This window comes from Prevotella sp. E9-3 (assembly GCF_022024015.1).
In the GTDB taxonomy this organism is placed as follows: Bacteria; Bacteroidota; Bacteroidia; order Bacteroidales; family Bacteroidaceae; genus Prevotella.
In genome coordinates this window covers 2,214,604-2,239,229 of sequence record NZ_CP091786.1, presented here as the reverse complement: position 1 = coordinate 2,239,229, position 24,626 = coordinate 2,214,604, and the positions used below count along the sequence as shown (strand labels likewise).

General features: G+C 44.1%; 16 protein-coding genes and 1 tRNA gene. 6 read left to right on the top strand and 11 right to left on the bottom strand.

The genetic code is table 11. The annotated features are described in order from the left end of the window. Nucleotides 1–150: 150 nt before the first annotated feature. From L6475_RS08475 to L6475_RS08465, 3 genes are all read right to left on the bottom strand, one after another. Entirely contained in the window at nucleotides 151–1,422 is a 1,272-nt protein-coding gene (locus tag L6475_RS08475; RefSeq protein ID WP_237819007.1) for an adenylosuccinate synthase, read from the bottom strand. Further along, nucleotides 1,419–1,943: a Fur family transcriptional regulator gene (locus L6475_RS08470; RefSeq protein ID WP_370641590.1), complete on the bottom strand. Its 525-nt coding sequence runs from the start codon at nucleotides 1,941–1,943 to the stop codon at nucleotides 1,419–1,421. The genes L6475_RS08475 and L6475_RS08470 overlap by 4 nt, the downstream gene beginning before the upstream one ends. 81 nt (nucleotides 1,944–2,024) lie before the next feature. Then, nucleotides 2,025–3,146 carry a hypothetical protein gene (locus L6475_RS08465; RefSeq protein ID WP_237819005.1) on the bottom strand — a complete coding sequence of 374 codons (1,122 nt, stop codon included), beginning with the start codon at nucleotides 3,144–3,146 and terminating at the stop codon, nucleotides 2,025–2,027. A gap of 152 nt (nucleotides 3,147–3,298) precedes the next feature. On the opposite strand from L6475_RS08465, the gene L6475_RS08460 reads away from it, so the two are divergent. Beyond that, the gene (locus L6475_RS08460; RefSeq protein ID WP_370641589.1) at nucleotides 3,299–5,488 is read left to right on the top strand and encodes a sodium-translocating pyrophosphatase; all 2,190 of its coding nucleotides are present in this window, start codon (nucleotides 3,299–3,301) and stop codon (nucleotides 5,486–5,488) included. Here the strand turns inward: L6475_RS08460 and L6475_RS08455 are convergent. Further along, the gene (locus L6475_RS08455) at nucleotides 5,469–6,722 is read right to left on the bottom strand and encodes an SO_0444 family Cu/Zn efflux transporter (RefSeq protein ID WP_237819003.1); all 1,254 of its coding nucleotides are present in this window, start codon (nucleotides 6,720–6,722) and stop codon (nucleotides 5,469–5,471) included. The two genes, L6475_RS08460 and L6475_RS08455, sit on opposite strands and share 20 nt — an antisense overlap. 256 nt (nucleotides 6,723–6,978) lie before the next feature. Here L6475_RS08455 and L6475_RS08450 point away from each other — a divergent pair, with 256 nt between their 5' ends. Continuing rightward, on the top strand, nucleotides 6,979–8,526 hold the full coding sequence (locus L6475_RS08450; protein WP_237819001.1) for a family 43 glycosylhydrolase: 1,548 nt from the start codon (nucleotides 6,979–6,981) through the stop codon (nucleotides 8,524–8,526). 303 nt (nucleotides 8,527–8,829) lie between these two features. Then, on the top strand, nucleotides 8,830–9,567 hold the full coding sequence (locus tag L6475_RS14585; RefSeq protein WP_370641588.1) for an NUDIX domain-containing protein: 738 nt from the start codon (nucleotides 8,830–8,832) through the stop codon (nucleotides 9,565–9,567). A 229-nt stretch (nucleotides 9,568–9,796) separates the two neighbouring features. On the opposite strand, the gene L6475_RS08435 is transcribed toward L6475_RS14585, so the two are convergent. From L6475_RS08435 to L6475_RS08415, 5 genes are all read right to left on the bottom strand, one after another. Further along, complete coding sequence (locus L6475_RS08435) at nucleotides 9,797–9,949, bottom strand: hypothetical protein (RefSeq protein WP_237818999.1); 153 nt, start codon at nucleotides 9,947–9,949, stop codon at nucleotides 9,797–9,799. Between the two features lie 371 nt (nucleotides 9,950–10,320). Beyond that, the gene (locus L6475_RS08430; RefSeq protein ID WP_237818997.1) at nucleotides 10,321–11,115 is read right to left on the bottom strand and encodes a glycerophosphodiester phosphodiesterase family protein; all 795 of its coding nucleotides are present in this window, start codon (nucleotides 11,113–11,115) and stop codon (nucleotides 10,321–10,323) included. Nucleotides 11,116–11,213: 98 nt separating this feature from the next. After that, complete coding sequence (locus tag L6475_RS08425; protein WP_237818995.1) at nucleotides 11,214–11,546, bottom strand: BRO family protein; 333 nt, start codon at nucleotides 11,544–11,546, stop codon at nucleotides 11,214–11,216. Between the two features lie 1,459 nt (nucleotides 11,547–13,005). Further along, a complete protein-coding gene (locus tag L6475_RS08420; RefSeq protein WP_237818993.1) occupies nucleotides 13,006–13,269 on the bottom strand; it encodes a hypothetical protein in 264 nt (87 codons plus the stop codon). A gap of 69 nt (nucleotides 13,270–13,338) precedes the next feature. Next, nucleotides 13,339–13,560: a hypothetical protein gene (locus L6475_RS08415; RefSeq protein WP_237818991.1), complete on the bottom strand. Its 222-nt coding sequence runs from the start codon at nucleotides 13,558–13,560 to the stop codon at nucleotides 13,339–13,341. A 326-nt stretch (nucleotides 13,561–13,886) separates the two neighbouring features. On the opposite strand from L6475_RS08415, the gene L6475_RS08410 reads away from it, so the two are divergent. From L6475_RS08410 to L6475_RS08400, 3 genes are all read left to right on the top strand, one after another. Then, on the top strand, nucleotides 13,887–18,587 hold the full coding sequence (locus L6475_RS08410; RefSeq protein WP_237818989.1) for a RecQ family ATP-dependent DNA helicase: 4,701 nt from the start codon (nucleotides 13,887–13,889) through the stop codon (nucleotides 18,585–18,587). A 20-nt stretch (nucleotides 18,588–18,607) separates the two neighbouring features. Further along, entirely contained in the window at nucleotides 18,608–21,820 is a 3,213-nt protein-coding gene (locus tag L6475_RS08405; RefSeq protein ID WP_237818987.1) for a DUF3427 domain-containing protein, read from the top strand. Between the two features lie 616 nt (nucleotides 21,821–22,436). Continuing rightward, nucleotides 22,437–23,207, top strand: coding sequence for a hypothetical protein (locus L6475_RS08400; RefSeq protein ID WP_237818985.1), 771 nt, complete (start codon nucleotides 22,437–22,439; stop codon nucleotides 23,205–23,207). Nucleotides 23,208–23,906: 699 nt separating this feature from the next. On the opposite strand, the gene L6475_RS08395 is transcribed toward L6475_RS08400, so the two are convergent. Then, nucleotides 23,907–24,173: a type II toxin-antitoxin system Phd/YefM family antitoxin gene (locus L6475_RS08395; protein ID WP_237818984.1), complete on the bottom strand. Its 267-nt coding sequence runs from the start codon at nucleotides 24,171–24,173 to the stop codon at nucleotides 23,907–23,909. 320 nt (nucleotides 24,174–24,493) lie between these two features. Continuing rightward, a tRNA-Arg gene (locus L6475_RS08390) sits at nucleotides 24,494–24,567 on the bottom strand. Nucleotides 24,568–24,626: the final 59 nt, after the last annotated feature.

Below are 24,626 nucleotides of genomic sequence, written 5' to 3'. Positions count from 1 at the left end.
AAACATTAAACATTATGATGCTTCGTTGAGTTGACAATATTAACGAGTGTTCCAATTATCTTTCCAATATCATCGTTGTCAGCCTTCATAACATTTAATCCTAATGCCTAATAATCTGAAATTTAACTTTTAATGTTTAATTTATACAGTTCAACCTCTTACGATTGTCTGGTCGCGGTCCGGGCCGATAGAGATGATGGCGATAGGAGTCTCGAGCTGCTCTTCCAGGAATTTCACGTAGTCTTTGAAAGCCTGTGGGAACTGATCCTCGCTGGTGAAACGGGTCATGTCGGTCTTCCATCCCGGCAACTCTTTGTAGATAGGCTCAATGCCATCCTCGATGTTGTAGGGGAAGTAGTCAATCTCCTGACCATTCTGCTTGTAGGCTACGCAAGCCTTAATGGTGTCGAAACCATCCAGCACATCGCTCTTCATCATAATCAGCTTGGTCACACCGTTCACCATGATGCTGTACTTCAAGGCCACCAGGTCGATCCAGCCACAACGGCGCTCACGACCCGTCACTGCACCATACTCATGACCGAGGTCACGAATCTTCTTGCCAGTCTCGTCGAACAGTTCGGTGGGGAAGGGGCCTGCTCCTACGCGGGTGCAGTAAGCCTTCATTATGCCAAACACGTCGCCAATCTTGTTGGGACCAATACCCAGACCTGTGCAGGCACCGGCGCAGATGGTGTTTGAAGAAGTAACGAAAGGATAGCTGCCGAAGTCAACGTCGAGCATAGTGCCCTGAGCACCCTCACACAGAACGCTCTTGCCGCTCTTCAGCAGGTTGTTTATTTCATGTTCCGAGTCAACGATGGGGAACTGGCGCAGGTATTCAACACCCTCCAGCCATTTCTTCTCTACCTCAGTAATGTCGTAGTCAAAATTCATTGATTTCAGAATAGCCTCGTGACGGGCTTTGGCTGCAGCGTATTTCTCTTCGAAATTATCAAGAATATCGCCTACACGCAGACCGGTGCGGCTCACTTTGTCGGTATAGGTAGGACCGATGCCCTTGCCGGTGGTGCCCACTTTGTTCTTACCTTTCTGAGCCTCATAGGCTGCATCGAGCACACGGTGGGTAGGCATGATGAGGTGAGCTTTCTTTGAGATGTGCAGGCGCGATTTCAGTTCGTGTCCGCTCTGCTCCAGTGCTTTAGCCTCTTCCATAAAGAGATCGGGAGCCAGTACCACACCGTTACCGATAATGTTTACTTTGTTTCCCTGAAAAATACCTGAAGGAATAGAGCGCAGCACGTATTTCTCACCTTCAAACTCAAGGGTATGACCGGCATTTGGACCACCCTGGAATCGTGCCACTACATCATAGCCCGGGGTTAGCACGTCAACCACCTTGCCTTTTCCTTCATCGCCCCACTGCAATCCGAGCAGGACGTCAACCTTGCCATTGTTCATTCTGTTTTATCTTGTTTAATTCGGTTTCTTATCTGTCTTGTTATCGCTGCCTGACAGGTAGAGCAGATGCCATAAATATAGAGTGTGTAGCCATCTTTGCGGAAACGCTTCAGGTGCAGTTTGTTGATGACATCTGTTATCTCGGGAGTCTTCACCTCTGTCACTCTTCCACACACGGTGCAAATCTGGTGACAGTGACTTTCACCCTCATAGCAGGCTTCGTATTTTGTTGAGCCTTGGAAGCGGTGGCGTATCACCAAGCGCAGTTCCATAAACAGTTTTAGCGTGTTGTAGAGTGTAGCTCTGGACACGGGAAACTTGTATTCCTCGCTCAACTTGGCTCCTAACTCGTCAAGCGTGAAGTGGCCTTCCATGCCGTAAACGGCCTTCAATATCGTATAGCGCTCGGGCGTTTTACGATGATTGTTTATCTCCAAATAGCTGTCAAGTATGTGCTCTACGGCTTCGCACACACTCTGTTTTTTCTCTGTTGTCTTCATAAACCGCACAAAAGTACTCATTTTTTCGTAGATTCATGCGCGTATGAATGATAAAAAGTCTAAAAACAGAGTTTATCGCTTACTTTTCTGTATGTTTATTCATTACCTCGCATCATTCTTTCCCGGGCAGGATGGATGTTTGGTACATCTCATTTTGTATTTATTGTCTTCATAGACAATGCGCATCACTTTTATCAGTTCGTCATCGTTTTGCGGATTGACCAACTGGGTCAGCGCCAAGGCCACATGTCCCATGGTGCGGCGCAGGTTGATTTCTACGCAGGGATGCAGCAACAGTGCCCTTTTTGATGATGTCGGCTCTTCTCTCGCTACCACCATCATGTCGATACCGAAAGGCCCTTCATACTGTTTTCCGATAGTGGATGCAAGCAGTTGGCATACAGTCTTTTGTGTGGATTCTAACAACTCCGTCGGTAGATACCTTCCCAGTTTCTCCAGTTTGTATGTCTCAGTGGCCAGAATATTGCCTGTGTAGGCACCGTTCTGGGTGTGAAACAGCGACAGTCCTAAATAGCTGACACCTCCTTTTCCGTCGGCATAGAATTCCATCCCAAAGTCCTTCACTTTATTGTAGTAGGGCTCAACCATCACACTGCCTTGATTCTTCAGTGTGTTGCGCAGCCATCCTGCAGCCGATTCCGACAGTTCTCCCTCCACAAAGCGTATGCCTCTACCGCTCGACGACCATGGAGCTTTCATCACCATTCTGTGCCATTTCGATTGCAGTTCCTTTACTTCTTCAACCGTCTGGCACTCAATGGCTTCACCGGTAAGTGGCGCATTGGGTGAAAGCTGGCGTAATTGACTCAGCAATACGGCTGATGTGCGTCGGTGCGACAACATTCTGATGACTTCAATCTGAGCTTTTGAGGGCAGCAGTTCTTCAGCTACTCCTTGTCTGATCAGTTGGGCTCTGAGAGATGCGTTCCATCCCCATGGGCTGATGGCAGTTATCTGTTGGGCAATGCCGCCAAGTTTCTGTGCAAACGCAGGACGTTTAAGTCCGTTGGCAAATAGTTTCTGAACAAAAGTAGGCATTCGCTGTCCCTCTTCTGTCCACACCACATCGCCCTCGTTGGCCCATAGTGCAGGCAGCCATCCCAGGTCGTGTCGCAGTTGTCGGCCGGCATGGGGTGCCGTAAAATTTTCCAGCCCAGAGGCCAGTGCAATATCGTGTTCGGGATTGAATATGTGTAGAGTCATTTTCTTTTCAATTTTGGCGCAAAGTTACTATTATTTACCGAGATAGCCAAGGGGCGCGTGAAAAACTGAGGTGAAATTGTTGTCGGTTTCAAATATATTATTTATATTTGCTGCGAATTAATATCATATTACTAACCTATAAAATTCTAATCATGAACATTCCCCAAGCTTTTTGGCTCGTGCCAGTGGCATCAGTCGTGGCACTGAGCATGGCGTGGTTCTTTTTCCGTCAGATGATGAAGGAAGATGAGGGTACGCCGCGTATGAAAGAAATCGCGCTCTATGTGCGCAATGGCGCAATGGCCTATCTCAAGCAGCAGTACAAGGTGGTGTGCATCGTCTTTGTGGTGCTGTGTGCGCTCTTTGCCTTTATGGCCTATGGCCTGAACGTACAGAATCCGTGGGTGCCTTTTGCTTTCCTCACAGGTGGTTTTTTCTCAGGGTTGGCAGGCTTCTTCGGCATGAAGACCGCCACCTATGCTTCAGCGCGAACGGCCAATGCTGCCCGTCAGAGTCTGAATGCCGGATTGAAGATTGCCTTCCGTTCGGGTGCAGTGATGGGACTCACGGTGGTGGGTCTTGGCTTGCTCGACATTGCCATCTGGTTTGTTGTACTGAATCATTTCGATTCCGACGGCCTCATTTCTATCACCACTACCATGCTTACCTTCGGTATGGGAGCCTCTACACAAGCTTTGTTTGCCCGTGTGGGCGGTGGCATCTATACAAAGGCAGCCGATGTGGGTGCCGATATAGTGGGCAAGGTTGAGGCCGATATTCCTGAGGACGATCCTCGCAATCCCGCTACCATTGCCGATAACGTAGGCGATAACGTAGGCGATGTGGCTGGTATGGGTGCCGATCTCTACGAGAGCTATTGCGGTTCGGTGCTTTCCACTGCCGCCCTCGGTGCTTCAGCCTTTGCGGCCAGTGCTTCAGAGGGCATGCAGTTGAAGGCCGTCATTGCCCCAATGATTATTGCTGCCGTGGGCGTGTTCCTCTCTCTCTTAGGCATATTCCTTGTGCGCACTAAAGAGGGTGCCACCATGCGCGATCTGCTGCGTTCACTCTCGTTGGGCACCAATGTCAGTGCCGTTCTCATTGCCATAGCCACCTTTGCCATCCTCTATCTGCTGGGCATTGAAAACTGGTTGGGCCTGTCGTTCTCTGTCATTTCCGGTCTTACTGCCGGTGTCATCATCGGTCAGGCCACTGAATACTACACCTCCCACAGTTACAAACCCACACAGAAAATCTCAGAGGCTGGTCAGACAGGTGCTGCCACGGTAATAATAAAAGGTATAGGAACAGGTATGATTTCCACCTGTATTCCTGTCATCACCATTGGTGTGGCCATCATGCTCAGTTATCTCTGTGCCAATGGTTTCGACCTTTCCATGTCGTCAGTTAGTCTTTCTCATGGTCTTTATGGTATTGGCATTGCTGCCGTGGGCATGCTCTCCACATTGGGCATCACACTGGCCACCGATGCCTACGGGCCCATTGCCGACAATGCCGGCGGTAATGCCGAGATGGCACAGTTGGGCGAAGAGGTTCGCCATCGCACCGATGCCCTCGATGCGCTGGGCAACACCACCGCTGCTACAGGCAAAGGCTTTGCCATTGGTTCGGCCGCTCTCACCGCATTGGCTCTTTTGGCCTCCTATATTGAAGAAGTAAAGATAGCTATGAGCCGTGCTGAAATAACGCTTACCGACCTGGCTGGCAATGTGATCGAGGCTACCGATGCCACCATTCCCGACTTCATGAACTATTTCCAGGTGAACCTCATGAACCCCAAGGTGCTGGTAGGAGCCTTTATTGGTGCTATGGCAGCATTCCTGTTCTGTGGAATGACGATGGAAGCCGTGGGCCGCGCAGCCGAGAAAATGGTGCAGGAGGTGCGCCGTCAGTTCCGTGAGATTGCTGGCATTCTGGAAGGAACAGGCACGCCCGACTATGGCCGTTGTGTGGAAATCTCTACCCGTGCCGCCCAGCACGAGATGATTATCCCTTCGGTTCTGGCCATCATCATTCCTATTGTAGTAGGCATCGTGCTTGGCGTAGCCGGTGTTCTTGGATTGCTTGTAGGCGGACTGGCAGGCGGATTCACTCTTGCTGTGTTCATGGCCAATGCCGGCGGTGCGTGGGACAATGCCAAGAAGAATATTGAAGAGGGCAACTTTGGCGGTAAGGGCTCGTTTGCTCATAAAGCCTGCATTGTGGGCGATACCGTGGGCGATCCCTTTAAGGATACCAGTGGTCCTTCGCTGAACATCCTCATCAAACTGATGTCGATGGTCAGCATTGTGATGGCAGGTCTTACTGTGGCCTTCGCATAGATAAACATGTCTTCCCTTTGAACGTATATCCTATGCCCTCAACGGCTGCGCGAATGGTCTCTTCCGTAGCGTGGCCTTTGATGGTGAGGGTATTGGCAGAGGCACTGGCCTTGGCCTTTTCTACGCCAGGCACTTCCTCAACGGCACGCACTACGGCTGCCTCGCAATGACTGCAATGCATGTCCTCAACACGATATACGGTCACGTCAGGATCTAATGGCTTTTTGGAAATAAACTTACTGAAAAACTTCATTATAAGAGCAAATATAATTAATATTGTTAATACTGTAGCGCAAACAATTTTAAACGGGCTCGGCAGAGCAGATTTACTCATGCAGCAAATATCCTCAGCGCCTGTGGTAAAATTGATTCCCGTGGCATTGAGCAGTAGTCCGAATAGAATGGAAAACCCTACGATGGTCATCAGATAGATAGCGGTAAAGCGCCTGCCCATCGACTTATGAACCACGAGGATAGAGGCAAGGTTGACCGCAGGTCCAGCCATCAGCATCACTAATGCTGCACCTGGCGACAGTCCTTTCATCATCAATGCCGCCGCCACAGGGATACTACCCGTAGAGCAGATATACATAGGTATGGCGATGACCAGTATCACCAGCATCTGCAATAGCGGTTGACTGCCGAAACTCAGGAAGAACTCGTCGGGCACCGCCACCTGAATCAATGCTGCCACGATAAGACCGATAAGCAGTCGCAGACCGATGTCGCGAAGCATGTCATAGTAGGCATACTTCAGAACACGCCAAATTTTGGGTTGAGAGCGGAGAGCTGAAAGTTGAGAGTTTTCCGATAAAGAGCAGCATGAATCCTCCTTCACCAGTCTGTTTACCAGCAATCCGCCGCAGATGCCTGTGATAAGCGCTGCCGTAGGACGGATAATGGCAAACCCAAGTCCCATCAGCGAGAATGTGGCCAGAATGGAGTCAATGCCCGTCTGTGGCGTAGCAATCAGAAATGAGGCAATGGCTCCCTTCGAAGCCTTCTCGTTTCTGAGTCCGATAGCCGTTGGGATTACTCCGCACGAACACAGCGGTAGCGGTACACCCAACAACGCTGCCCAAACAACGGAAAACTTATTTTTCCGTGAAAGATAATTGGCATAGAACCTCTGCGGCACGAATACGTGCAGCACACCTGCGATAAAGAATCCCAATAGCAGATAGGGAGCCATCTCGCAGACCACGTTCAACAGTGACGAATAAAATACCGGCATATGCAAGGAGGCCATTTTGGACTCCGCTGCAAAGTTAAGCAAAAGCTTTGAGAAAATCATCATCGAGAAACTATTTTTATACATGATTGTACCAGGAACGATAAATTCAACGCCTCGCTTGCCCGGCCTTGTTAATAATTTGATGTAAAAAAAATGCGGTTGGTTCAATTTTTATATCATAATGTACAGACTTTATAACATGTAATCAAGGACTTTCGTATTTTTGCCCAGCGTTAATTCTATTTTCAACATGCAAATGAACAAAATAAGACACCTTATCAATTTGCTTCTTGTAGCATTTCCCTTTTGTGATGTCAATGCCCAAGAGCCTGAGTTCTATCAAAATCCAGTTATAAAAGCAGATTTGGCAGACCCTTCTGTTATTCGTTTTGACGGAGTTTACTATGCCTCTGGCACTTCATCAGAGTGGGCACCGTTTTATCCTGTTTACAAGTCAACGGACTTGGTGAATTGGGTACAGGTGGGACACGTTTTCGAACAAAAGCCAGAATGGACCGAAAGCTCATTCTGGGCTCCGGAGTTGTATGTATATGATAATAAGGTGTACTGCTATTACACCGCACGGAGAAAAAGCGACCATATATCCTGCATAGGAGTGGCAGTAGCCAATTCGCCAGAGAATGCCTTTGAAGATAAAGGTCCACTGATAGCCATTGGCTCGGAATGCATTGATGCATTCGTGTTTAATGACAACGGGCAGCTCTATATCACATGGAAGGCATACGGACTTGATCCACGCCCGATAGAAATTCTATGTTGCAAGCTTTCACCCGATGGACTTCGTCTTGAGGGCGAACCATTCACTCTGCTTACCGATGAGGAATCCATAGGTATGGAGGGACAGTGCATTATCCATAAAGACGATTGGTACTACCTGCTCTATTCTGCAAGAGGATGCTGCGGAGCGGGTAGTGATTATGAGGTACGTGTGGCTCGATCTAAAAAGATGACAGAGCCATTCCAAAAATACAGCGACAATCCTATTCTTATGCGCTCGGATGATTTCCTCTCATGTGGGCAAGGCTCCGTCACTACCACCCCCGACGGAAGATTCTATTACCTGTGTCATGCCTATCAGCGTGATGCTAAGTTTTATATGGGCAGACAACCAATTATACAAGAACTCGTGTTTGGGAGTGATCAATGGCCGCACTTTAAGACCGGCAGACTCGCCACCAGTAGGCAGCCGATGCCATTCGAAGGCATAAAGCAAGACGAATGGAATCAGTTTGCCGATAATTTTGCAGGTGACAAACTTGATGTGTCATGGACTTGGAATTATACATACTGCGATGTTAAAGCTGAAATAAATGGCAATGGTAAGTTGCTCCTGAGTGGAAATGGTATTAAAGAACCCAGTGTCGCAGCCTTATGCCAGCGTGCACCAGCCTCTGATTACTGTTTTTCCGTGAACGTATTAAATGATGGTCGGTCAATGCGAGGAATAGTGCTATATGGTGATGCGGAAAACTATGTTGCATTGGTTTTGCGGAACAAAAAACTGCAAGTCGTCTCAAAATGCAACGGCAAGGAAACCATTACAAGCGAAACTTCAATGAAGAAACGTAACGTCCGTTTACAGGCAGAAGTGAAAGACTGCCGAAAACTTTCATTTATGTATGATGATGGCAGTGGCATGAAAGAACTTGAACCTTTCAGTGCTGATGCAAGTCACACCACACCATGGGACAGAGTAGCCCGTCCTGGTGTCATATCCGCTGTATTGGCAAACAGCAAAGAAAAACCGGCAGAATTCTCTGAATTCAAAATATGGAAAAAATAAACTACCACTTTTTTTAAGGTGTTGTCTATCTTCAAGTTACTTTTGCGTATTTAAATTCAACTCGTCCAGTATATTTGCGAGATTTTTGGGGCGTTTAGTCTTTTCTCTAAAAAATTATTCCTAACTTTGTGGCAAAACTTCGAATATTCCATGCTATATTTTTTTCGCACTTTATTTGGATCTTTGAACTTTAGAGTGGTTAAGGCGATTATGGCATTGCCTGTCACTGTTTGTGTTATTATCCCCGCAATCATATTGTATATAACTGATTGGCATTGGGGTGATTTCTGTCTGTGGAGATTCATGTTAGGGGTAATCTGTTTCCTTGCTGGTTTGATACTGGCCATTTCGACCATCAGACTATTTCAGATACAGGGTAAAGGAACATTGGCTCCATGGGACGCCACGACCCGTCTGATCACTTCCGGCCCTTATGCCTATGTGAGAAATCCGATGATTACAGGAGTCGCCCTGATTTTAACTGGCGAAGCGTGGTTGTTCGCATCTTATGCTATCGGCATCTGGGCTGTCATATTTCTTGTTATCAATATGGTTTACTTCCCTTTGTCGGAGGAGCCGGGACTGCGCGCACGCTTCGGAAAGGAGTATGACACGTATTGCCAATACGTGCCTCGATACATTCCTCGCCTAACACCCTGGAAACAAATAAAAGTGGTAGCAGCAATCATCCGCAAGGAGGATAAGATATTCACTACTCAGCGTGGATATGGCGAATGGAAAGACTGGTGGGAGTTCCCCGGCGGAAAGATGGAAGTAGGGGAGGCTCCAGAGGAGGCACTAATGAGGGAGATTCGTGAGGAACTGTCTGCGGACATCAGCGTGGATGAGTTTCTGTGCACCGTGGAGTATGACTACCCTCAGTTTCATTTGAAGATGCATTGTTATCTCTGCTCTTTGCAGACGGAGGCCCTGCATCTGAATGAGCATGAAGCGGCGCAGTGGCTCACCAAGGATGAGTTGGGCAGCGTGAAGTGGCTGCCTGCCGACCTGGAAGTGGTGGAGAGACTTAGAACACGATAATACTCTTTTCGACCACGTAAATTTCTTTTCGACCACGGATTAAACGGATTTTTAAACAAAAACCATAAAATACCTCTTTTCTTTTTCGACAACGGATTGAACGGATTGAACGGATTTTTAAACAAAAGCCATAAAATACCCCCTTTGTGAAATAAAATGGGTTATTTCGGTTTTCTTTAAAAAACGCAGAAGAATACTGTTATTTCTTTTCGACCACGGATTAAACGGATTAAACGGATTTTTTTGCATCTAAAGATGCGAGGATAGAACGGATATTTATAAGATTTTCCTTTTCGATTTTTCGTTCGATTTTGATGAGTGCAACGACGACCAAGAATGTGTGGGCGCTACGCTTAAAATCTGCCGGAAAATCTTGTTTCAAAATCTTTGCTGCTATGCAGGGTGAACTCGTTTTTTTTAAAAATTCACACAGAAGAATAAAAAATCCGTTCCATCCGTCCAATCCGTGTTCGTAAAAATCTCTGCTCGGTTTTCTTTAAATAACACAGAAGAATATTGCTATTTTTTTTTCGACCACGGATTAAACGGATTTTTTTTGCATCTAAAGATGCATTGGTGGCATCATCGGATGCATCTGCGGCTTTAAGATTCACTTCAAGACCCAGCGCCAGTACCAGGACATCATTGACCAGATAGAGGATCTAACCGAAGAATAAGCATGAGAGATCACGGGGATGGTTCTATTGATTAACAGATCACCAGAACCGTCCCCATGATCAAACTAGCTGTTGGCTATTGGCTGACGACGTTCACGGCACCCTCGGGGTTGTTGGTGGTGATGTAGTCGATGCCCATGTCGCGAAACTTACGGAAATGCTCGTCACTGTCAATCGTCCATACGTTTGTGTACATACCCAGCTCATGAGCCTCCTTCACCCATTCCGGATGCTCTTGGAAGACGGCGAGGTGGTAGTCCAGACCGGTGATGCCCAGCTTGTGGAGTTCTTTCGGCGTTATCCATCCGCTGAGGAAGGCTACACGGGCCGTCGGGTCGAGGCGTGCTATCTCTACGCAGGCGGCCAGGGAGAAAGAGATATACTCCACCTTCTTTTGCATGCCGGCCTTGCGCACGGCCTTCACGGTCTGTCGCGCCGACTCGAGGTTCTGCTGTAGCGTGCGGCATTCCTTGATTTCGATGATGAGCTTCGTCGAGGTGGTGCTCTTCTTCAGCAGGGCAAGCATATCTTTCAGCTCGGGCATGTGTTCGCCATTCTTCAGAATGAGGGCGCGGCACTCGTCGGCCGTGGCATCCTGCAGGGTGACACCGTCGTAGCTGGCATCGTGGTTGACGAAGAGGTGGCCGTCGCGTGTCAGCCAGACGTCTATCTCGCTGCCGTAGATGTCCATGTCGAGGGCGAGCTGCAGCGAGCGGCGTGAGTTCTGTGCAGACCCGTCGACATCCCAGTGGCCGCGGTGGGCGATGACTTGTGTGCCTTTGGGCGACAGGGGCTTTTCTTTTTCTTGTGCTTGAAGGGTTGCCGTCAGCATCGATAGGGTGAGGATTGCGAAGATTTTCAGGGTTTTCATTTTGTTGGTCTTTAATGTTAAATGGTTATATTATTATTTCCAAATGAGAGATCACGGGGATGGTTCTATTGATCAACAGATCACTAGAGTCCCCATGATCAAGCTACTTGCTTGATAGTGTTATCAGGTTCGGCTTTCTTGGAGGGTATGGCTTGGATGATTCGGAAAACACCTTCGAGGTCAGCAGCCTGGGTCTTACGTCGCTTACCATCTGGAGCCAACATTTCAACAGGGGGACAAATTGTCCCCCACTTGGATTTCAGCTCAGGGTCACGACGAAGCATTTTCTTAATGTAATCGCGTGGATTCACGGAATCTGTCAAGACCTGCACTATATCTGTTACAGAGAAATAGTACTTTTCTTGCTCCGCATCCCATACGATGCGCACTTTCTTGCCCTCAAAGAGCTTTATAGCGAAATTCTCGTTCATGATGATACAATCCTATGGATAATTTGGTTGTAAAGTTACGAAATATTCTTCAAGTAGGCTTTGATATGACAGACTTTAACATGATATAGTGCACATTTTTATCAAAAAAAGAACCATTATTAAACAAAAAAAACATAGAATACCTCTTTTCTTTTTCGACAACGGATTGAACGGATTGAACGGATTTTTAAACAAAAGCCATAAAATACCCCCTTTGTGAAATAAAATGAGGTTATCTCGTTTTTTTTTAATTCACACAGAAGAATAAAAATCCGTTCCATCCGTCCAATCCGTGTTCGTAAAAATCTCTGGCCGCTGCATAGCGGTTTTTAGGACCGTAGGTCCGGGTTTTTCATTTTGTGAAATAAAATGGGTTATTATGGTTTTCTTTAAAAAACACAGAAGAATACTGTTATTTTTTTTTCGACCACGATAGAACGGATTAAACGGATTTTTTTGCATCTAAAGATGCGAGGATGAAACGAATTGAAAACTAGTGCATACCATTCGTGGTCGTTTACGACCAATAAATATTTGTGTCAATTAGGGATAATTTGTGTTCGAAAAAAAATCCGTCAGATCTGTGAAATCCGTGTTCGATAATATCTTCTTGGATTAATTATTCTAATTATTCCAATTTCTTTCCGACCAGCTGCGTAGCAGCAAAGATTTTCTTTTTAGATTTTTCGTTCGATTTTAAGGAGTGCAACGATGACCAAGAATGTGTGGGCGCTACGCTTAAAATCTGTCAGAAAATCTAATAATAAAATCTTACTTCTAAAATGCTGTTATGGCTTCTCGGTTTTGCAGATTTTGGTTAGTAGTACAGAGGTTTCTGCAAGTGACCCATAATCTGGTGTCAAAATCTTTGGTGCTATGCAGGGGTGAAATCTCGCGGTTATAATTTCTTTTTTCTTCCTATTTTTTGTACACGCTATGAACCTCGAAAAGGTGAAAAAATCGACCAATTTTCACATGCTAATAGGGCTCAAAACTCGCGTCAAATTCACCAAACGTAAAGTAGGTCGGAAATACGCGAGTTTTGACGAGTTTGGGTAATTTTTAGAACTATCTGAATATCAATCAATTGTATTTCCTTTGGTATTCTCCTGTTGTAGTATTCCTATTCTGTTGCAATAGTACTTCAGCTATACCCAAACCACCATTCTATTCCAATACAATTATCATTCAGTTGCAATGTAACCACCATTCAGTTGCAATGCAACCACCGTTCCATTGCAGTATAGTGGACGTTCAGTTACAGTATAGTATAAGTGCTATTTCACCATAGCAGTTAAGCAATTTCCATCCTATCAAGAACAATAGCGCCAAAATATGCATTTTTCTATGAAAAAGTAGGAAAATAGTAGAAAAACAGGTGTTTTTTTGCTTCAAGCAATGAGGCGTGAACACATAATGAGGGGGTAAAACAAGGGCTCCCCGTTCTAGATTGCGAATTTTATTTGTCTTGATTTTCGAAAAAAATAAGGGAAAAACGAGAAAGAAAAAGGTGGAAAAAAGGGAGAATTTTCATCATACAATCATCGTAGGAATGGGGTAGAGTGGTGGTGGGAGTGAAGCCAAAGTAAGAGACAATAATTTCTGTAGTATTCTCATCTTTATCGGCCACGAAATCCAAAATATCGACCATTTTCTCAGCCAAAGATGACTTTACTGACCATTTATCGACCATTTTCTGCTTCATTTCCTGTTTATCGACCATTTGAGTTCCGTCGCTGGATTCTATATTACATATACAACTATTTCAAAATTCCTTTGGATTAAAAAAGAACTAGTAGCTCTTTTCTATCAATGACTCCAAACTCCAACCGCAGATGGCTATAAAAAAGTCGTCTGCATTTTCGTTATTTAATGAGGCAAGAAGAAGTTGATATGCCTTCTTGTGATATGCTTCATCGTCAGCATTGATTTCATTAAGTATTGTTTCAAAGAATCTTTCAAGAAACTCTTCGTTTACATTATTGAGTAATGACTGTATCTGTTCTTTTTTCATTTTTTCGGGCAAAGTTAATTTGTAGTTGAATGTTTTACAAAATAATTAATAATTACCAGGCTTTTCCAGGAAGCTTTAACCACTATGGTAGAAATAGCAAGAACATTTCGTATTTTGCAAAACCTTACTCTTGTCTTTAAGAAAATGAAAACCAGATTTTTATGTCCATGATAACATGGGTTTGACCAAAAAACTTCGTTATAAAACACTGTTATTCACTGTTTTTTTGTAAATTTGTAGCCATATTTGCGATGTACGCGTGTAGATAAGTAAAATTTCATAGGAGCTAATATACTCAAAAACATATTTGACAGTAGAATGAAGATATGATTGCATTTATTGATACTGAGGTAAATCCGCAGACGAAGAAGGTGGCGGATTACGGAGCTGTCAGGGAGGATGGTGCAGTGTTGCACTCTAGTTCCAAGGCTGACTTCGATGCCTTTGTGTCAAAATGCGATACGGTGTGTGGACACAATATCATCAATTTCGATCTGAAATTTGTTTCATTGAGAGGCAATCCTACAATTGTTGATACACTGTTTCTATCACCTTTACTTTTCCCCAAACGACCTTATCATCATCTAGTGAAGGATGATAAGTTGCAAGTGGACGAACTGAACAATCCGCTGAATGATTCTATGAAGGCCCGTGACTTATTGAATGATGAAGTGGCAGCCTGGGAACAGTTGACGGATAACAGAAAGGAAATCTACTATTATCTGCTGAATGACACAAAAGAGTTTGGCGGTTTTTTCAAGTATGTCGGATATTCGCCAAATTTCAGTTGGATATCATCCATATTTGCAGCTAAGCGAAATTGGAAGCAACTGATATTAAAAGAATATGAAAGTAAATTATGCGATAATGCCGACTTTGAGACTTTGGTCAAACTGTATCCTATAGAATTAGCATATTGCTTGGCTGTAATCGGTGCCGATGATGTTTTTTCGATTACACCAGCATGGGTAATACGAAACTTTCCACAGGTGGTTAATGTGATGAACGTGTTGTGCAACACATCTTGTGGAGATTGTGAGTATTGTTATCAGCGACTGGATGCTCATTATGGATTGAAAGAGTTTTTCGGTTATGATGAATTCCGCATCTTTGATGGCATTCCTATGCAGCAACAATCTGTGGAATCTGCAATTCGGGGTGAATCCCTGCTGACGATATTTCCAACTGGTGGCGGTAAGAGTCTCACCTTCCAACTACCTGCTTTAATGGCTGGACGGAATACGCATGGACTAACTGTAGTCATTTCGCCTTTACAGTCGTTGATGAAAGACCAAGTAGATAACCTTGCAGCCCGTGGTATTAGTGACGCTGTGACTATCAATGGAATGTTAGATCCTATCGAACGTGCTACTGCCATAGAACAGGTGGCTGACGGCACAGCCAATTTGCTATATATCGCTCCAGAAATGCTGCGTAGTAAGACTATAGAGCGATTGTTGATGGGACGCCATGTTGTTCGTTTTGTGATAGATGAAGCACACTGCTTCTCTGCTTGGGGACACGACTTTCGTGTAGACTACCTATATATTGGAGATTTCATTCGACAGCTACAGGAGAAAAAACAATTGAAACAACCAATAGCGGTATCTTGTTTTACAGCGACAGCCAAACAAAAAGTTGTTAGCGATATCTGTGACTATTTCAGAGTAAAGTTGGGCTTGGAACTGAAAGTTTTTGCTGCTAATGCAGAGCGCAAGAACCTGCGTTACTCTGTACTTCATGCCGATACTGCAGATGAGAAATACAATTTGTTGCGCTCACTGATACTTGGGCACAATTGTCCCTCGATAGTATATGTGTCGCGTACCAAACGGACATGCGAATTGGTAAAACACTTAGTCAATGATGGCATACGAGCTTTACCATTTAATGGAAAGATGGAAGCTGCCGAGAAAGTGAAGAACCAGAATGCTTTCATGAGTGGTGAAGTCCAGGTCATTGTGGCTACTTCTGCTTTTGGCATGGGTGTTGACAAGAAAGATGTTGGATTGGTAGTCCATTACAATATTAGTGACTCGTTAGAGAACTATGTACAGGAAGCCGGTCGTGCAGGTAGAGACCCAGAGATGCAGGCTGAATGCTTTGTGTTGTATGCTGACACCGATCTTGACAAGCATTTCATTCTCCTTAATCAGACAAAGCTTAGCATCAGTGAGATTCAACAAGTATGGAAAGCCATTAAGGATCTTACATCTAAACGAGTCAAGGTGAGTTGTTCGCCATTGGATATAGCACGTCAAGCTGGATGGGGAGATGAGATAGACGGTATTGAGACTCGTGTGAAGGCTGCAATAGCGGCACTTGAGGATGCTGGATACATTCAACGTGGCAGTAACGCGCCACATGTATTTGCCACAGGTATTGCTGTGAAGAACATGGATGAAGCTCGTCGAAAACTGATGGTCTCTTCTTTGTTTGATGAGCAATCTCGTGAGGAAGCAGCGCGAATTGTCAAATCGCTTATCAGTGCTCGAGCCACAGCTGAAGGCCGAGGAGCGGAAGCTGAGAGTCGAGTGGACTATCTTGCTGATATTCTTGGAATGGACAAGGCAACCGTCATCAGGAATATTAATCTGATGCGTCAAGATGGCTTGCTGGCTGATAGTCGTGACATGCAAGCATGGATTTCCAAGAGTACCACTGTGAAAAATCTCGATGCCATGCTGCGACTTGAACAGTTTATGTTACAGCATTTTACAGAAGAATCATGTCGGTTCAGCTATAAAGAATTGAATGAAGATGCTCAGAAGGCTGGAATAAATTACTCGAATGTCAAGCGTCTAAGAATGCTGCTTCACTTCATGACTCTGAAAGGATATGTCTACAAACAGGAACATGGTATAACTGGTTATGTCAATTTACGACTACAATCATCTAAGGATTCTACAAAGAACCGATTCGAACGTCGGATGGATATCAGCAGATTTATTGTTGAAAGTTTGAGCGTTCAGAAGGATGATACTAAAGAGACGACACTTGTTAACTTTTCCGTTGTAGAACTCCTTCAGCAATATATTGACAGCCGTAAAGAAGCGATGTTTTCCGACAAAGAAAAGCCCACAATCGCTGATATTGAGGAATCATTGCTATATCTTACCAAGACTGAGTTGATGAAAATAGAGGGCGGATTTCTTGTTATATATAATACCATGCAGATAGGTCGCCTTGTCGCTACTCGTACACGATATGGTAAGGAACAATATCGTCTGTTAGACGAATTCTATAAGCAGCGAATCCGACAGATTCACATTGTAGGTGAATATGCCAACCTGATGGTTCGTGACTACAATGCGGCACTTCGTTTCGTCAATGACTATTTTACAATGGATTTCCGCAAGTTCATCAATCAGTATTTTAAAGAAGAACGCAGGGCACAGATTGACCAGAATATCACTCCTGCCAAATACAACAAACTCTTTGGTGAACTTTCCAACCGTCAATGTGAGATTATTGATGATAAGGAGTCAAAGTATATTGTGGTGGCAGCAGGACCGGGAAGCGGAAAGACTCGAGTATTGGTTCACAAGCTGGCCTCACTACTTCTGCTTGAGGATGTAAAGCATGAACAATTGTTGATGCTCACGTTCTCAAGAGCTGCAGCAACAGAGTTTAAGAAGCGACTCATAGACTTAGTAGAAAATTCAGCTCATTATGTAGACATCAAGACATTCCATTCATATAGTTTTGACCTTATAGGGAAACAAGGAAGGCTGGAAGATGCTAAAGATGTGGTGCGTATTGCTGCAGAGATGATAGAAAATGGCGAGGTAGAAGCATCTAAGATAGCCAAGAGCGTGCTTGTTATTGACGAGGCTCAGGATATGGGGCAGGACGACTTTAGGCTAGTTCAAGCGCTGATGCGACAGAATGAAGAAATGCGAGTCATTGCTGTGGGTGATGACGACCAGAATATTTACGGCTTCCGTGGTTCCGAATCAAAATACATGCAGTCACTCGTTGAACAAAATGGTGCAAAATTATACGAGATGACAGACAACTACCGCTCAGCAAAAACGATAGTTGATTGTGCTAACCGTTATGTTCAGCGGATTCCTGGTCGACTGAAACATACTCCCATCCAGTCTGCCACAGGAGAAGAAGGCAAGGTAATGACTTTGAAGTCATTTCTGGATACTGAAATAAAAGTAGAAGGAAGTACTGCAATACTTACACGTACTAATGAGGAAACTATGCAGGTGGCCTACGAGCTAGAACAACGTGGTTTACATGCTACCGTGGCACAGTCGATGGGAGACTTCCATTTCGGTAATCTTGCAGAAGTGCGCTATTTCCTAAAACAACTTGGAGACATAGATGAAGTTACCATTCCGAAAGAAAAGTGGGATGTGGCCAAAAAGCGTACACTTGAGACGTATGCCTCAAGTACTTGCCTCAACGTTATGAAGCATTTCTTTTCAGACTTTGAGATAACTCATCAATCCTATTATCGCAGTGACTTGCGTGAATACATCTTCGAGTCAAATATTGAGGATTTCATTGCTGCTGATGATAAGTCTGTGTTCGTAAGCACTATCCACAAAGCAAAGGGACGAGAATTCGATAATGTCTATCTCATGTCTGTCATACCAGATGGAAGAAGTATAGATGATATGCATGCCTATTACGTGGGACTCACTCGGGCTAAGCGAAACCTGTATCTTATAACCAATCCACCCACTGAGTATTCTTCTATATCAATAGCATTGAACATGCATGATGTTATTCTTAATTTCTTCAAGGGAAGAAAGGACATCGTGCTTCGCTTAAGAAGTGGTGACAGCTTACTATACAGAGACGGATATTTGCAGAATGAGCAGGAAGTCAATGTTGCCGCTTTGTCTGCATCAGGTAAAGATAAATTGAAAGTGTGGACAGATAGAGGTTATGAAGTAACAAACGCTAAAGTGAGCTACACATTGGCTTGGAAACCACAAGACTCTGAAATAGAATACGCCGTTTGTTTGGCGAATCTGAACTTAGTTAAGCAAGAAAAAACATCAGAATAAATAATAACAGGAATATAATTATGAAACTTGTTGAAGGTGTTTACGAATCACTAATTAGCACAGCCATTGCTGAGAAATTGCAGCATGACTTTCCTGAAAGCAGTTTTCATGTAGAGAAGGAAGCGATAGACAGTGCAGAATCTCACATGATGCTGGCCCAATATCTCGCAGATATCGTTTCTGTTGTCCTCAAAGAATATTTTCGAGATAAAAAAGAGGCTATCACCATCAGTAAACAGGTGGATTGCATCAACAAGATTCTTCACTTCATTGAGAACGAATGGCAGGTGAATGCCCTTGAAGGCGATATGCTCACCAAAGAGGATGAAACAAACTTCCTTAGAGCAATTTATAGCAAGACCGGATATACTGAGGAACAAATAAAGCACAAGGCTCAATTACACCCAGAATCTGGCTACAGGGTGAGCAATCTCTTTACTGGAACAAACGGTCTGTCTATTGATGAGGAAATTAAGAAAGATATACAGACGGCCGATAGCATTGACCTCGTTGTTTCGTTTATCAAATTCTCTGGCCTGAGGGTTATCTACGACGAACTAAAGAGCTTTTTAAAGAAAAAGGGAGCAAAATTACGTATCCTTACAACGACCTATATGGGCGCGACAGACGTAAAGGCCGTGGAATGGCTGATGAAACTAAAGGAGCTGGGTGACGTTGAAATAAGAGCATCTTTTAATACGAACGATGAACGCTTACATGCGAAAGCATATATTTTCAAACGTGAGAACGGATTTGATACTGCCTACATTGGTTCATCAAACATCTCTCGTACAGCATTGACAAAGGGCTTGGAGTGGAATATGCGTATCACTAATGTGGAGAATCCGCATATTATCCGTTCTACTCAGGCAACTTTTGACTCTTATTGGAACAGTGCTACGTTTGAACCCATAGATAATGACGACCACCTCAAACGTTTTGCTCAGGCTATTGATATAGCTCGAAATAAAACATCGAACATTGAAAGCACAGAAATCGTAACTCGTTTCGTCCGCAAGACTCATCAGGTTAAGGTGTTGGAGAAATTAAATTACGAGCGAAAAAAACGTAATAACTTCAAGAACCTAATTATAGCAGCAACAGGTACTGGCAAGACAGCAATATCCGCCTTCGACTATAAAGATTTCAACCAACAATTCAAGAAAGAAAATGGACGTGAGGCTCGTTTGTTGTTTATCGTTCATCGAGAGAAAATCCTGAAACAAGCCCGGAGTACTTATCGTTCTGTAATGGTTGACGGAAACTTTGGTGAAATATGGACTGGTAATATCAAACCCTCATATAACAGCAATCTTGACCACCTGTTCATTACCATTCAGACATTAAACAACCATATAGACGAGTTGAGCTCTTTCGGCGCAGATTATTATGACTATATTGTGCTCGATGAGGTACATCATAGTCAGGCAGATTCTTACAGGAAACTATTTAGTGTATTTCGCCCCAAGATACTAATCGGTCTGACAGCAACGCCAGAACGTATGGACGGAAAGGCTATCACTCCTGACTTCAACAACAGGTTCTCGGCAGAGATTAGATTGCAAGAAGCGCTTAATCAACAATTACTTTCGCCTTTCGCTTACTTCTGTGTCACTGATGATACTGTAGATCTGAGTCGATTGGTTTGTAGTGCCGATGGAAAATATGATGTCAAACAACTCGAAGCGCAATATGTTGGTAACATGGATCGCTTTGGAAAGATACAGGATGCAATCAATCGTTATCTCACTGACCCACAAGATTGTAAGGCTGTATGCTTCTGTTGTTCAATAGCTCATGCCGAATGGATGGCAGCTATGTTCATTTCCACAGGCTACAAGGCTGCAGCTGTAACATCAAAGAACAGTGGCGAACTTGATGCCTACTCAGAACAATTGGCTCAAGGAAAGATAAACTATCTCTGCGTTGCAGATATCTTGAATGAAGGTATTGATATTCCAGAAATTGATACTGTGCTTTTCCTGCGTCCTACAGAATCACTCACTATTTTTCTGCAGCAATTGGGACGTGGCCTCCGTTTAGCTGATGGAAAAACAGAACTGACTGTTCTGGACTTTGTGGCACAAGCAAGCAAGAAATATAATTACGAGAGTCGCTTCCGTGCTCTGATAGGCCCGTCAAACACTCCCGTCAGGCAGCAAGTTGCGAATGGTTTTACGCTAATTCCACGTGGTTGCAGCATAAACATGGAATTACAGGCGCAGCAATATATCCTCAACAACATTAGTGAATGTATATTCAACCTGCGCCGTCTGCGCCGTGAAGTAGAGCATTTTGAGCATGAAACAGGTCAAGCACTGACGCTGAAGAATTTTCTTGAGAACTTCTCCTTAGATTGGAGGCTAATTTATAAATCCCCTGGTTCATGGACAGAATTGAAGCATCAGGCAGGAATTAATGTAAAAGGATACGAACGGACTAAAGAGGTCGTTAATATGGAGAATGGTCTTGCCCGATTATATCATACCAACTCTACCGATTACCTAATGTTTGTTCAACGGCTAGTCGATAACAACTTCAATCTTGCTGCTGTCAATAAGCGAGAAGAGATGTTTAAACGTTTGTTCTATTATACCATCTGCTTCGACAAGCTAAAAGCATACAATGAAAAGTATGATAAAAACTTCAGTTCAGAAGATGAGGCTATTAAAGCATTAAATAACTTTCCATATTTTAAAGAAGAACTTCAAACCTGCGTAGAGATTCGCCTTTCCCAACTTTATCAAACAACTCTATGGATATCAGTTAGAGGTGTAGAGTTGGAATTATATGGGTGTTATTCTGCCGATGAAATTCATTTAATGTTCGAGGGCGATGTACGTCGTGGCAACATCCTGGGCACTCAGTATCTACACGACAAAAAGATTGCACTCGTATTTGTGTCGACAAACAAGTCTGACAAAGATTACTCCCCCTCTACTCTATACCAAGACTATGCCATCAGTGAACGTCAATTCCATTGGCAGTCTAAACATGATGTCCGAATACAGAGTAATGATGGCCAGCGTATTATCCATCAGCATGAGAATGACTGGAGATATCTACTATTTGTAAGAGACCGCAAGCGTGATGAGTTCGGCTTTACCAATGCCTATTATTTTCTTGGTGAGATGGAATATGAATCTTCACATGGTGAATGTCCCATGAATGTTATCTGGAATATGAAATATAATATTCCAGGCAACATCTTAGAAAATGCCATGGCAGTATAGAATGAATTAAAGTTACAAGTATGCCCCTTGAAAAAGGGGCTTTTTTTGTGAAACGCCCTGTATATCCCTTAACCGCGAGATTTCACCCTGCGCAGCAGCAAAGATTTTGAAACAAGATTTTCTGGCAGATTTTAAGCGTAGCGCCCACACATTCTTGGTCGTCGTTGCACTCCTCAAAATCGAACGAAAAATCTTACAAATAATCTTTTTTTTTCGACCACGGATTGAACGGATTGAACGGATGTTTAAACAAAAACCATAGAATACCTCTTTTCTTTTTCGACAACGGATTGAACGGATTTTTTTATTGTCCTGCGTTTTTTTAAAGAAAACCATAATAACCCATTTTTTCTACAAAATGAAAAACCCGGACCTACGGTCCTGAAAAACCGCTATGCAGCGCGCCCGTGAGGGTGGTTTTCTAGGACCGTAGGTCCGAGGTTTTTCCCTTTGTGAAAGGGGGTAATTTATGGTTTTTGTTTAAATATCCGTTCAATCCGTTCCATCCGTGGTCGAAAAAAGAAGCAAAAAATTCGTGTGGTATCCCTTTTTTTATTAACTTTGTGGCCAAGACATTGGAGTGAAAGATTTTTTTAAGAAAATAATAGTAGCTGCTATGAGAGAATATATGGACGATAGTGATAGTGGAAGAAAAAAAGTGGTTCTCACTTTGCTGATTGCGGCACTGGTGATAGTGGTGCTTTGGGCCACAGGATTGATTCGCTGGGAGGATTCTTCGGAAGAACAAGAGATAAAAGTTGAAAACACCGTTGAGGCACCGAAGGATGAGCCTAAGGATGAGCCAAAGGCGGAGGCGAAGGAAGCGCCGAAGGCGGAGTTCAAGGTGTCGGCAAGTGAATGGGCGGCCTTGAAAGAGGAGGTAGGGCTGCTGCGACAGGAGGTGGAACAGTTGAAGGCGGAATCAGCAAAGCGCACGTCGGCAAGCACCCAACCGGCTGCAACGCGTCAGTCAGCCCCTGAGCCTGTGGCTGCCCCTCGTCAGCCTGCTCCAGAACGTGTGGCTGCCCCTCGTCAGCCCAAAGCAGAGAGCGCCCCTGCGGCTCATGACCCCAACGCGGTGACGCTGGCCAACTACAACCACGACTGGGTGAAGGAGAATGCCGCTGTGGCCCTGAAAAACAATTCAGAGCGTACCATCACTCAGGTGACAGGACGGATGGTTTATTATGATATGAGTGGCAATATGCTGGACTATCAGGATTTCACGAAGTCCATAGTAATAGAGCCTGGTATGGCGAAGACCTTCTCACTAAAAGGATATGGGCATAATGATGATTATGCTTATTATAAAAGTACCGTTAAAAGCTTAGAACCTGATCGCAAATACAAGGTGAAGTTTGAGTTGAAGTCGTATAAAACAAAATAATGTGGAATGAGTCTTATTGCTAAAATAGTGGTTGACCCTGCGGTGTGGCAGGTACCGCTGGGAATATTGTATGTTGTAGGGCTTCTGGCTCTTTTCTATTGGTTATACTTTGGCATCACGCGGAGTATGGCCAGGAAAAGGCACAGGGATCCGCTCGGATGGATACTTCTTTCATTTTTCATTTCGCCTCTGTTGACTTGGCTCATCCTACTTATAGCAGGAGACAAAAAGGGTTGAAAAGGAAAATCTTTTTTTACGAACACGGATTGCACGGATGGAACGGATTTTTTATTGTCCTGCGTTTTTTAAAAGAAAACCATAATAACCCATTTTATTTCACAAAATGAAAAACCTGGACCTACGGTCCTGAAAAACCGCTATGCAGCGCGCCCGTGAGGGTGGTTTTCCAGGACCGTAGGTCCGAGGTTTTCCCCTTTGTGAAAGGGAGTATTTTATGGTTTTTGTTTAAAAATCCGTTCCATCCGTTCAATCCGTGGTCGAAAAGAAAGATTATTTGTAAGATTTTCTTATAAGATTTTCCGTTTGATTTTGAGGAGTGAAACGACGACCCTTAATTCCAGGTCGCTTCGCTTAAAATCTGCCGAAAAATCTTGTTTCAAAATCTTAAAAGGTTCCGTTGGGATTGACTTGTTATGAATCGTGTTTTGGTACTTTCAGGCTGCCCTGACTTTGCACTAACTAGTCGTTTGAATTTCGAAGTTCATTGATTAAATGGTCTAAGGTATTCAGCTTACGTTTGCCGTCAATAGATTCCTTGGCCTCAATCAAAGCTCCACGAAGCTCTGCTGCCAAGTCGCGCTTGTTAACTACAATGTCGTCCTCTGTAATGGGAACAACGCGAAAACTGCCTGCACGTGATTTTACTACCACGTCCTCGCCTCGAAAAGCTACGTCAATATATTTTGCCGTATTCGCCCTAAAATCTCTACCTGTTACAACTACCATAATAATGTCTTTATTAGTAATCCTGGTGCAAAGATAAATATTTATTTTGAATCGTGTACCATTTTGGTGCACTGATTTTTGAGATTCCAATATTTTTCGTGATATTTTCGGCAAAGGAAGCCATCCTTTGTGGTTCTGTTGGAATAGATTGCGTCGATCCCTGATCCCGTTGGGATTGACTGCGTCTATCCCTGTAGGCTGGTTCTGTTGGGATTGACTTTGTCGATCTCTGTAGGCTGGCGCCAGCCATCCTACAAAATCTTAAAAGGCTCCAAAGAATTTAAAGCAAGCTTTATTCTTTGGAACCTTTTAATCTTTCGTGATCCCGTTGGGATTCGAACCCAAGACCCACAGCTTAGAAGGCTGTTGCTCTATCCAACTGAGCTACGAGACCGACCATATAAATAGGATTTCTTTTAGATAAAATCCATTTTGCGGCTGCAAAGGTATGAT

Coding starts and splice junctions, on each gene's coding strand:
- L6475_RS08405 (WP_237818987.1), top strand. CDS start 18,608: ATGAAACTTGTTGAAGGTGTTTACGAATCACTAATTAGCACAGCCATT.
- L6475_RS08455 (WP_237819003.1), bottom strand. CDS start 6,722: ATGCCGGTATTTTATTCGTCACTGTTGAACGTGGTCTGCGAGATGGCT.
- L6475_RS08475 (WP_237819007.1), bottom strand. CDS start 1,422: ATGAACAATGGCAAGGTTGACGTCCTGCTCGGATTGCAGTGGGGCGAT.
- L6475_RS08430 (WP_237818997.1), bottom strand. CDS start 11,115: ATGAAAACCCTGAAAATCTTCGCAATCCTCACCCTATCGATGCTGACG.
- L6475_RS08415 (WP_237818991.1), bottom strand. CDS start 13,560: ATGAAAAAAGAACAGATACAGTCATTACTCAATAATGTAAACGAAGAG.
- L6475_RS08460 (WP_370641589.1), top strand. CDS start 3,299: ATGAACATTCCCCAAGCTTTTTGGCTCGTGCCAGTGGCATCAGTCGTG.
- L6475_RS08410 (WP_237818989.1), top strand. CDS start 13,887: ATGATTGCATTTATTGATACTGAGGTAAATCCGCAGACGAAGAAGGTG.
- L6475_RS08470 (WP_370641590.1), bottom strand. CDS start 1,943: ATGAGTACTTTTGTGCGGTTTATGAAGACAACAGAGAAAAAACAGAGT.
- L6475_RS14585 (WP_370641588.1), top strand. CDS start 8,830: ATGTTAGGGGTAATCTGTTTCCTTGCTGGTTTGATACTGGCCATTTCG.
- L6475_RS08465 (WP_237819005.1), bottom strand. CDS start 3,146: ATGACTCTACACATATTCAATCCCGAACACGATATTGCACTGGCCTCT.
- L6475_RS08420 (WP_237818993.1), bottom strand. CDS start 13,269: ATGGTCGATAAACAGGAAATGAAGCAGAAAATGGTCGATAAATGGTCA.
- L6475_RS08395 (WP_237818984.1), bottom strand. CDS start 24,173: ATGGTAGTTGTAACAGGTAGAGATTTTAGGGCGAATACGGCAAAATAT.
- L6475_RS08400 (WP_237818985.1), top strand. CDS start 22,437: ATGAGAGAATATATGGACGATAGTGATAGTGGAAGAAAAAAAGTGGTT.
- L6475_RS08425 (WP_237818995.1), bottom strand. CDS start 11,546: ATGAACGAGAATTTCGCTATAAAGCTCTTTGAGGGCAAGAAAGTGCGC.
- L6475_RS08450 (WP_237819001.1), top strand. CDS start 6,979: ATGAACAAAATAAGACACCTTATCAATTTGCTTCTTGTAGCATTTCCC.